This is a genomic window from Acinetobacter sp. 1130196, assembly GCF_000588095.1.
GTDB lineage: Bacteria > Pseudomonadota > Gammaproteobacteria > Pseudomonadales > Moraxellaceae > Acinetobacter > Acinetobacter nosocomialis.
Window position 1 is genome coordinate 18,471 of the sequence record NZ_JFWX01000045.1, and the last position, 10,887, is coordinate 29,357.

Annotated in this window: 7 protein-coding genes; 4 read left to right on the top strand and 3 right to left on the bottom strand. The window is 37.9% G+C overall.

Annotated elements, in window-relative coordinates:
* Positions 1 to 58 precede the first annotated feature (58 nt).
* Positions 59 to 223 carry a hypothetical protein gene (locus J671_RS25440; RefSeq protein ID WP_004710089.1) on the top strand — a complete coding sequence of 55 codons (165 nt, stop codon included), beginning with the start codon at positions 59 to 61 and terminating at the stop codon, positions 221 to 223.
* A gap of 541 nt (positions 224 to 764) precedes the next feature.
* Positions 765 to 2,312, top strand: a complete 1,548-nt coding sequence (locus J671_RS21120) for a hypothetical protein (RefSeq protein ID WP_004888242.1) — start codon at positions 765 to 767, stop codon at positions 2,310 to 2,312.
* Between the two features lie 44 nt (positions 2,313 to 2,356).
* Here J671_RS21120 and J671_RS21125 read toward each other — a convergent pair whose 3' ends face one another.
* Positions 2,357 to 3,691 (bottom strand): D-serine ammonia-lyase, encoded by a 1,335-nt coding sequence (locus J671_RS21125; protein ID WP_006582066.1) that lies wholly within the window; start codon positions 3,689 to 3,691, stop codon positions 2,357 to 2,359.
* Positions 3,692 to 3,853: 162 nt separating this feature from the next.
* Complete coding sequence (locus tag J671_RS21130; RefSeq protein WP_004710095.1) at positions 3,854 to 5,485, bottom strand: inorganic phosphate transporter; 1,632 nt, start codon at positions 5,483 to 5,485, stop codon at positions 3,854 to 3,856.
* Positions 5,486 to 5,948: 463 nt separating this feature from the next.
* On the opposite strand from J671_RS21130, the gene metH reads away from it, so the two are divergent.
* The gene (gene metH / locus J671_RS21140) at positions 5,949 to 9,635 is read left to right on the top strand and encodes a methionine synthase (RefSeq protein WP_006581215.1); all 3,687 of its coding nucleotides are present in this window, start codon (positions 5,949 to 5,951) and stop codon (positions 9,633 to 9,635) included.
* A gap of 51 nt (positions 9,636 to 9,686) precedes the next feature.
* Here metH and J671_RS21145 read toward each other — a convergent pair whose 3' ends face one another.
* Positions 9,687 to 10,616, bottom strand: a complete 930-nt coding sequence (locus tag J671_RS21145) for a hypothetical protein (RefSeq protein WP_228131600.1) — start codon at positions 10,614 to 10,616, stop codon at positions 9,687 to 9,689.
* Here J671_RS21145 and J671_RS21150 point away from each other — a divergent pair.
* Positions 10,615 to 10,887, top strand: a 273-nt coding sequence (locus J671_RS21150; protein WP_031983334.1) for an IS5 family transposase, incomplete at its 3' end; no start/stop codon positions are given. The two genes, J671_RS21145 and J671_RS21150, sit on opposite strands and share 2 nt — an antisense overlap.

Consider the following 10,887-nt stretch of genomic DNA (forward strand, 5'->3'; position numbering starts at 1 on the left):
CTAATAATTTCTATAGTAAATAGTAAAAGGGAGAATGATAAAAAGAGAGAACAATATGATGAAAAAATTTCTAGTTTGTGCAGCAGCAATTTTCACACTATCACTATCGGCTTGTGCAGTTTATACCCCTGCTGGCAGTGTAGTAGTTGATCCGGATTCGCCTTATCACAATCATCCAGGAGATTTTTGTCCACCAGGTCAGGCCAAGAAAGGTCGTTGTTAAAAGTTTAGATAGACTATAAGCAAATTAATCTGACTATTTAGAAAGATGATTTACAGCTTATGTATAGGGCTTCACCCAAAATTAGATGGGGCGAAACTAGAAAATTATGGTGTAAAAAAATCACCATATCCCCAAGATTTTTAAAAGACAATCTTACGTTGTCTTCCATCTAGTTTCACCCCAATTCTTTCTTATTCCGTTTGACTTTTCTTATCGTTTAATAAAAAAGTCTAGTTTTTTACTCATCATCGTATCTTTTTTATTGATACATTTTGAACATTTTATCTTCAGCTTAGATCTGATGAATTCGCTCTATACAAAATAATCATTTATGTAACGTAAGTCTATAAAAATGTTCTAGAAATGTGAAAAAAAATGAAGTTAAAATGAGATCAAATTATCATAAAAATTCACTCAAACTACCTTCATCACAAAAATAATTTAATTTTCATTTTGTCAGTTATTGCCACTCGTTTCTTTTAATTGGCATAGATAATGTATACACCTGTATATTAATACTACCGTCCAAGTGAGATATTTTATGTCCAGCCAGAGTCCAGACGAAGGTCTACAATTTCCGATACACGCTTCAACAAAAAAACAAAGTACTTCTCGCACAGGCCAAGAGATTTTGTCAGAAGCTTTATCTATTGTAGATAATAAAACTGCTCAACAGATTTTGACTGAAAAAAACTGGCGGAAAAACTATCCAAGATACTTTAAATCACTTGTTCAACATGGGCTTTCTAATAGCAATAACCCGATTACTATCGCCAAACAGGGCTTACATAAGGCTCATCATCTTTTTGACTATTTCCGCGATGGTAAACACTATCTTTTAAAAGATGCTCTGCACATCCCTACCACTAAGCCTTTAAATACAGTTAAATTTAAAGGTGAAAGTGAAGCTGCACCAGAATGGTATGTTCCATATAAAGGCCAAAAACTTAGCGGGCAAAGCTTACTTGATCAAATTCAAAAATGGGAAAATGCAGGTATTATTGAACCAAGCCATGCCAAGGCTTTACGTGAAGCTGCCGCTCATCCAGAATGGTTTGATTTATCTGATCGAACCATGGTTCTGTTTGGTGCGGCTTCAGAAGCTGGTCCTTTACCTTGGCTAGCAAAGTGGAAAGCGAATATTGTTGCAATTGATTTACCGAACCCACGAGTTTGGGGGAAAATTTTAAATACAATTCAGCAAGGAAACGCAACGCTGATTGCACCTACAATTGAATCAGTTGACTCAACAGCAAAAGCTTCTGAATTAAGAGATAAATTAGGTGCCAATTTACTGACTCAACTACCAGAAATTGCACAGTGGTTAGTTCAATTTCCTCAAAAATTAGATTTAGCTGCTATTGCTTATCTAGATGGTGAAAAACATGTCCGCGTCTCAATGGCCATGGACAGTATTATGCAATATGTGAGTGAACATAAACCTGATACAAGCTTAATGTTTATGTGTACTCCAACCGATGTTTACGCAGTACCTAAAGAAGTTGCAGAGGCAGCTCAAGAGAAATTTAAATCTCGTTCACAACTACAAAAAATGGCTGCAAAAGGTATCTCTACACTATCGCTCAAACGTTTTTTCCAAGCACCTTATCAAGACTTGATTACCAGCGAAAATGGCAAAACTTATGGTATTGCAGACTGCTTGGTAGTTGAACAAGGGCCAAACTACGCATTAGCTAAACGTATTCAACAATGGCGAGCAACACTTGCCCGTCATCAAGGCCAACGCGTGAGTATTAATATTGCTCCATCTACGACAACTCATTCGGTCACAAAAAATCCACTCCTTAAGGCCGCTTTTAACGGTGCGGAACTTTTTGATGTAGAAGCGTTTAGTCCAGAAACCACAAATGCCATTATGGCGGCACTCTGGATCCATGACTTAAGAAATGAATCTTCTGTCGCAAATCCTGAAACTGTGCTTGACCATCCTCTAGAGTTGATGATGGAAGGTGCCAACCATGGCGGTCTATGGCGTGTGGCTTATTTAGCCCGTACAGCCCTTCCTTTTGCTGCAATCTATGGTTTTGCGGCCGAAAAGCTTCCATTTAAGAAATTTTCTAAAAAATAATGAGGTTAAAAGCCCAATTCTAAAATTGGGCTTTTTTTGTGCAATTATTTGTTTTGACTATGTGTTAAATACTTTTGCATTTCATCAGGTGGAACCATACCACCACCAGTCGCCCATACCACATGTGTCGCATGCTGTAACTTTTCAGCTGACAATTGATGCAAGGCCAAATAATCACGAGTAGTTTGCACATAATATGGCCCCATCATGCCTGCCGCTGCCGAGGGCTCAACTTGGATATTCTCAGTTTGATTTAAAAGCGCAATCAGCTCATATAAACACTCATCATGAATGGTGTAGTAACCGTCAATTAACTGCTGCATAGCACGGCCGACAAAACCAGAAGCACGGCCAACAGCCAATCCATCTGCAGCAGTAATGTTATCTAAACCAATATCGTTTACTGAAATCTGATCATGCAACCCTGTATAAACACCTAGTAACATACATGGAGAGTGAGTCGGTTCTGCAAATATACAATGTACATGCTCACCAAAAGCGAGTTTTAACCCAAAACTCACTCCACCAGGGCCACCACCGACACCACATGGCAAATAAACAAATAATGGGTGTTCTGCATCGACTTTAATCTGTTTTTGCTCACACTGTTGTTTTAAGCGTATTCCTGCTACTGCATAACCTAAAAATAAAGTCGTCGAATTCTCATCATCAATAAAAAAACAATTTGGATCTTGTTCTGCTGCTTTACGTCCCTGCTCTACAGCGACACCATAATCACTGGCGTATTCCACAACATTGACACCTAATGAACGCAGTTTATCTTTCTTCCACTGTCTTGCATCGGCAGACATATGCACGGTCACTCTAAAACCGAGCTTCGCGCTCATAATACCGATTGATAAACCAAGATTACCTGTAGAACCTACTGCAATTTGATATTTGGAAAAAAATGCTCGAAATGCATCTTGGTCAAGTTGACTATAATCATCATCTAACTTGAGAAACCCTGCCTCAATTGCTAACTTTTCAGCATGAGCCAAGACTTCATAAATTCCACCACGTGCCTTGATTGAACCCGAAATAGGTAAATGACTATCTTTTTTAAGCCAAAGCTTTCCAGTAAGCTTCTGTTGTTTTTCTACAGATAAGGCTTGTTGCATATCTGCAATTTCAACTAGTTCTGATTCAATTTTTCCATGTAGTGCTTGAGTTTCTGGAAATACTTTTGCTAAGTAAGGTGCAAAACGTTCTAGCCTTGCTTCGGCATCTTTTACATCTTGCTCTGTCAGTCCTACTTTCATGAGAGCTTCTTTTAAAGGATAACGGTTCGGATTAAACCAAAATGTTTCTTGGTAATCTTGTAATGTTTGAATGAGTGGGAATTGTTGTTTGAGTTGATCGAGTTGAACCGTTTTCATCCTATATCCTTTCATCAATTTTTGAGCTAGTCACCTAGCAATAAGTATTTGCAGTAATCATTCATTCTTTACTGAGTTTATTTGAAAAAAGCGATCTTTTTTTTAAATGTGACAATAAAAAAGCCACTAATAATAGTGGCTTTTTAGATTTAAGCAGACAACTTAAATGAACTTTAAGAACAACCAATATAAACCACCTGACAAACAGATGGTCGCAGGTAAAGTAAATATCCAAGCTGACAAAATTGTCTTAATGGTATTAAAGTTTAGACCTGATTTATTTGCAACCATGGTACCCGCAACAGCACTGTTTAAAACATGAGTAGTTGAAACTGGCATACCTAAACCATCTGCTGCTGCAATAGTACTCATTGCAATAAGCTCAGCAGACATACCTTGACCATAAGTCATATGGTTCTTACCAATACGCTCACCTACAGTCACCACAATACGTTTCCAACCAACCATAGTGCCAAGACCAAGCGCTAATGCAACCGCAACTTTCACCCAGTTTGGAATGTACTGTAAGAATGAATCCAAGCTACCGCGATAATCTTTCACAAGCTTTTTCTGTGAATCATCCATTTTTGGTAAAGCATCTGCTTTGTCCAAACGTTTAAACGTGGTTGTGCTTAAATACATATCATTACGAATTTCACTAATCGCAGCTTCAGGAATATCTTTTAAGTCGCTATAGCTAGAAACACGAGCACCTAAATGATCAGTCATACTTGCCAATGCAGGTACAACTTCAGGTGTCTGTTGCTTGGTTTGAATATATTTAGTTAAAACTTCACGCGCTTTTTCATCAGTCAATTCTTGCTGATTATGGTTTAACAAAACAGCAGTTTGAGAAGAAAGCTGGTGGAATGATTGAACCTGTTGTGTATCTAGGTTTTTATTTATTGAATAAGCTAACGGTACTAAACCAACCAAAATGAGCATGATGAGACCCATACCTTTTTGGCCGTCATTTGAACCGTGTGCAAAACTTACACCTGTACAGGTAAAGATTAAAATTGCACGAATGATTGCTGGTGGTGGCTTATTACCTTCAGGTGGCTGGAATAATTCTAATTGGCGTTTGAAAATAGTTTTAACCAACAAGAATAAGATTGCTGCAAAAGCAAAACCAATTAAAGGTGAAAATAATAATGCCTTACCTACTTTAATCACCTGGTCCATATCTACACCACTGGTCGTTACGCCAGTCGATGCACTCAATAGATGGTTCATAATACCCACACCCAAAATTGAACCAATCAAGGTGTGAGAGCTAGAAGCTGGGATTCCTAAGAACCAAGTACCAAGGTTCCAAAGAATTGCAGCGATTAACAATGCAAAAACCATTGCAAAGCCAGCACCGCTACCCATGTTCATGATAAGTTCAACAGGAAGCAATGCAATAATGCCATAAGCAACAGCACCACTTGCGACCATTACCCCAAGAAAATTACAAAAACCAGCCCACATGACTGCAACTGGTGCAGGCAATGCATTTGTATAAATGACCGTTGCAACTGCATTAGCAGTATCGTGGAAACCGTTTACAAATTCAAAGCCCAATGCAATGAAAAGTGCAGTAGATAAAAGAATAACCGAATAAAGGCTCAAAGGTGGAACATGCGCTAAATCAGCACTAACCTGAAACCCAATATAAATAAGTGTTGCAACAATAATCGTCAGAAACACCGGCATAAAAAATTTCGGTGTTGGGACGTGTACATTCGTCGATTTTGCTTGCAGGTTTGCCGCAAGTTTTGAATCCGAAACAGGGGGTAGATTAGAATTCATGCAGACGGTAAGAGGATAATAAAATCCTCTGTATTCTTAAATTAAATTATGACAATTATATGACAAAGAGCCGCCTGATGAAGTCAATTTTTTATATTTTGACCTCATTTGATGCACCTTTCCCCGATCATTTTTATTTTATTTTTAAAATACAATAACTTAATTCATTATTTATGAGCTCCTTTTGTGCTTATTTTTACAGCAAAAAAATAAATAAAATGGCCTATATGTCTATTTTTCATACAGAACAACTGTAATATTTCGGCATATTGAGCATGAAATATTTCAATATCATGATCATTTGATGAATATTTCATGAAAATTCTTTCGTTTTTGTCATAAAACACCCTCTTTTTTATTTTTTTACTTATTGTCTCATGACCTTCGTAGGTCATCATTTGTGCTGCTATTCTGTTACAATAGCGCCGCATTTTTAAATTCATATAAAAGATCGGGGTTTTCTATGTCTACGCTTGCCACCCTAAAAGCGCTTCTTGCTAAACGCATTCTGATTATTGATGGTGCTATGGGAACTATGATCCAGCGCCATAAATTAGAAGAAGCCGACTACCGTGGTGAGCGTTTTGCCGATTGGGCACATGACTTAAAGGGTAATAATGACCTTTTAGTTTTGACACAACCTCAAATTATTCAAGGCATTCATGAAGCTTATCTTGATGCTGGTGCAGATATTATTGAAACCAACAGCTTTAATGGCACGCGTGTTTCAATGTCTGACTATCACATGGAAGATCTTGTTCCAGAGATTAACCGTGAAGCAGCACGTTTAGCCAAAGCAGCTTGTGAAAAATATTCAACTCCAGAAAAACCACGTTTTGTTGCTGGTGTACTTGGGCCTACATCGCGTACTTGTTCAATTTCACCGAATGTAAATGACCCTGCTTTTCGTAACATTACCTTTGATGAGTTAAAAGAAAACTACATTGAAGCGACTCATGCACTGATTGAAGGCGGTGTAGATATCATTTTGATTGAAACCGTATTTGATACATTAAACTGTAAAGCAGCGATTTTTGCAGTCAAAGAAGTCTTTAAACAAATTGGTCGTGAATTACCAATTATGATTTCAGGGACAATTACCGATGCATCAGGTCGTACTTTAACGGGTCAGACTGCGGAAGCTTTCTGGAACTCTGTGCGCCATGGTGATTTGCTTTCAATCGGTTTTAACTGTGCCCTTGGTGCAGATGCTATGCGTCCTCACGTAAAAACCATTTCTGATGTCGCAGATACTTTCGTTTCAGCACACCCCAATGCGGGCTTACCAAACGCATTTGGTGGATATGACGAAACACCTGAGCAAACTGCAGCTTTCTTAAAAGAATTTGCTGAAAGCGGTTTAATTAATATTACTGGTGGTTGCTGTGGTACGACACCAGACCATATTCGCGCCATTGCCAATGCAGTCAAAGATATTGCACCTCGCCAAGTACCTGAAACCGTACCTGCTTGTCGCCTAAGTGGTTTAGAGCCATTTAATATTTATGATGACTCTCTCTTTGTAAACGTTGGTGAACGTACTAACGTTACCGGTTCTAAAAAATTCTTACGCCTCATTCGTGAAGAAAACTTTGCCGAAGCTTTAGAGGTTGCACAGCAACAAGTGGAAGCTGGCGCGCAAATTATTGACATTAACATGGATGAAGGGATGCTCGATTCGCAAAATGCGATGGTGCATTTCTTAAACCTTGTAGCATCAGAACCTGATATTTCACGTGTGCCAATCATGATTGACTCATCAAAATGGGAAATCATTGAAGCTGGCTTAAAATGCGTACAAGGTAAACCGGTTGTTAACTCCATTTCCTTAAAAGAAGGTTATGACGAGTTTGTCGAAAAAGCCCGCCTCTGCCGTCAATATGGTGCCGCAATTATTGTGATGGCCTTTGATGAAGCTGGACAAGCTGACACTGCTGAACGTAAACGCGAAATCTGTAAGCGCTCATACGATATTTTAGTGAATGAAGTAGGCTTCCCTGCTGAAGATATTATTTTTGACCCGAACGTGTTCGCAGTAGCAACTGGCATTGAGGAACATAACAACTACGCGGTCGATTTTATTGAAGCAACAGGTTGGATTAAACAGAACTTACCACATGCCATGATTTCTGGTGGTGTATCGAACGTTTCGTTCTCGTTCCGTGGTAATGAACCCGTTCGTGAAGCCATTCACTCGGTGTTCTTGTACCATGCCATTAAGCAAGGCATGACCATGGGTATTGTGAACGCTGGGCAAATGGCAATTTATGATGATATTCCAGCCGAGCTAAAAGAAGCTGTTGAAGATGTCATATTAAACCAAAACCAAGGTGAATCTGGTCAAGCTGCGACTGAGAAACTGCTTGAAGTAGCAGAAAAATACCGCGGACAAGGCGGCGCAGCTAAAGAAGCTGAAAACCTTGAATGGCGTAATGAGTCGGTTGAAAAACGTCTTGAATATGCACTAGTTAAAGGTATTACGACTTATATTGACCAAGACACCGAAGAAGCGCGCTTAAAATCTAAACGTCCTTTAGATGTGATTGAAGGACCGCTGATGGACGGTATGAACGTGGTTGGTGACTTGTTTGGTTCAGGCAAAATGTTCTTACCGCAGGTTGTGAAATCTGCCCGTGTAATGAAACAAGCTGTAGCATGGCTCAACCCCTACATTGAAGCTGAAAAGTCTGAAGGACAATCTAAAGGTAAAGTCCTCATGGCAACGGTAAAAGGCGACGTACACGATATTGGTAAGAATATTGTAGGCGTGGTACTTGGCTGTAATGGTTATGACATTGTTGACCTTGGTGTAATGGTACCTTGCGAGAAAATCTTACAAACCGCAATTGATGAAAAATGTGACATCATCGGGTTGTCTGGTCTGATCACTCCATCTTTAGATGAAATGGTATTTGTTGCGAAAGAAATGCAACGCAAAGGCTTTAACATTCCTCTATTAATTGGTGGTGCGACGACATCTAAAGCCCACACGGCAGTAAAAATTGACCCTCAGTATCAGAATGATGCAGTAATTTATGTTGCCGATGCTTCACGTGCTGTAGGTGTTGCTACAACCTTGCTTTCTAAAGACATGCGAGGTGCATTTATTGAAGAGCACCGTGCTGAATATGCCAAAATTCGTGAACGTTTAGCCAACAAACAACCAAAAGCGGCCAAACTGACTTATAAAGAGTCGGTTGAAAATGGTTTTAAAATTGATGAAAGCTACGTGCCACCAAAACCAAATCTTTTAGGAACACAAGTTTTAAAGAATTATCCGCTTGCAACACTCGTGGATTATTTTGACTGGACACCATTCTTTATTTCATGGAGCTTGGCAGGTAAATTCCCGAAAATTTTAGAAGATGAAGTGGTTGGTGAAGCTGCAACAGATTTGTACAATCAAGCTCAAGCAATGTTGAAAGATATTATCGACAATAACCGTTTTGATGCTCGTGCCGTATTCGGTATGTTCCCTGCTCAGCGCACTGATGCAGACACAGTGAGCGTATTTGATGAAGCGGGGCAAAATGTTACGCATACTTTTGAGCACTTACGCCAGCAATCTGACAAAGTGACAGGTAAACCAAACTTGTCTTTGGCAGATTACATCCGTGCTGATAGCGAGCAGCAGGACTACTTAGGCGGATTCACTGTATCGATTTTTGGTGCAGAAGAATTGGCAAATGAATACAAAGCCAAAGGTGATGATTACTCTGCAATTTTAGTTCAGTCACTAGCCGACCGTTTTGCAGAAGCTTTTGCCGAACACTTACATGAACGCATTCGTAAAGAGTTCTGGGGTTATAAAGCTGATGAACAGCTTAGTAATGAAGAACTGATTAAAGAGAAATATGTCGGTATTCGCCCTGCACCAGGTTACCCTGCTTGCCCTGAGCACTCTGAAAAAGCAGTATTGTTTGACTGGTTAGGTTCTACCGACAAAATTGGTACTAAACTGACTGAACACTTTGCAATGATGCCGCCATCTTCGGTAAGTGGTTTCTATTATTCTCATCCACAAAGTGAATACTTCAACGTAGGTAAAATCTCTCAAGACCAACTTGAAGATTATGCAAAACGTAAAGGTTGGACACTAGATGAAGCAAAGCGTTGGTTAGCGCCGAATTTAGATGACTCGATTGTTTAAGTTTAAATAGTAATAAAAAATCCCCTCTAGTGAGGGGATTTTTTATCATATTTAATCAATAATTCCTGGAATATAAATCATTCCATTGAAAACATCTTCACCTAATTTAACATTATTAAATCTAAAAGTTTTTTTATCATTATCCATAGATAAACCTGAACAAGATTTATAGCGATCTCCACAAACTATTTTTTCATTTTCTTTCGTAGTTTCAATTGAAATATGACCATTGAATTCTTGAATTACTTCCAATGGATAAGCTCCTGTTTGCCCTATTAAACTAATAGAATATTTTTTCTGATCATTTACGACATAAGCGAAACCATAATTTTGGCGCAATATAGGATATATTTCTTTATTAATTAAAATATTAGAAGTATTCCTAGGAATATTATATTCCAAATCTAACACTCTAAATTTATTTCGTTCTTTATCAAATAAATTCAAGTTCTGTATATTAATAGATAGTATCTTTTCATTATCTCCCCACGAGATCGACGAAGCAGGAACTAAGCCATAAAAGGAAAAACCTGGTTCATAATTTGTTAAATTATAATTTCGAACTTTAAGTTGTATATCTTTAGAATATTGATTATTATTACTTTCTTTAAATATTTCAATATTCACAATATCATCATCTTTTTTAAAAACAAGTTCATCTACACTACCAATGTTTTTATTATTTCCATCTTTATAAATAATAATATCTGAATTCATATCAGATAATTTATATACTTGATTATCTAATTCGAGGATACCTATCCCACTTTTTCTTGGAAATCTATCTTTATTAAAACCCACCCAGTTAGAGGGTATTTTTAATTCTAAGTTACCTGTAATTTTTGCCGTTAAATCTTTTTTTTCTATCCAGTCAACTAAATAATTTTTCCATAATTTATTAAAATTATTTTTAAATCTTATATTTAATTGTCTACTATAGACCTCTTGCGAAAGTAAAAACCACCTCAATCTAAATTTCATGAGATATCAGAAATTAAATCGTTTTTCAGATTCTGAATTCCAGCGCTTGGTTGGTGTACCTCGACCAGTTTTTAGTGAAATGATCGAAGTTTTAAAAGAAGTAGAATCACTTAAAAAGAAATCTGGGCGTCCTCATACTTTAGCTATAGAGGATCAATTATTATTAACACTCAATTACTTACGGAATTACAGCACTCAATTGGAGTTGGCTGCAAATTACCATATCGCTGAAAGTAATGTGAATCGAACCATTAAAAAGGTTGAAGATGCA

Coding starts and splice junctions, on each gene's coding strand:
- J671_RS25440 (WP_004710089.1), top strand. CDS start 59: ATGAAAAAATTTCTAGTTTGTGCAGCAGCAATTTTCACACTATCACTA.
- J671_RS21120 (WP_004888242.1), top strand. CDS start 765: ATGTCCAGCCAGAGTCCAGACGAAGGTCTACAATTTCCGATACACGCT.
- J671_RS21125 (WP_006582066.1), bottom strand. CDS start 3,691: ATGAAAACGGTTCAACTCGATCAACTCAAACAACAATTCCCACTCATT.
- J671_RS21130 (WP_004710095.1), bottom strand. CDS start 5,485: ATGAATTCTAATCTACCCCCTGTTTCGGATTCAAAACTTGCGGCAAAC.
- metH (WP_006581215.1), top strand. CDS start 5,949: ATGTCTACGCTTGCCACCCTAAAAGCGCTTCTTGCTAAACGCATTCTG.
- J671_RS21145 (WP_228131600.1), bottom strand. CDS start 10,616: ATGAAATTTAGATTGAGGTGGTTTTTACTTTCGCAAGAGGTCTATAGT.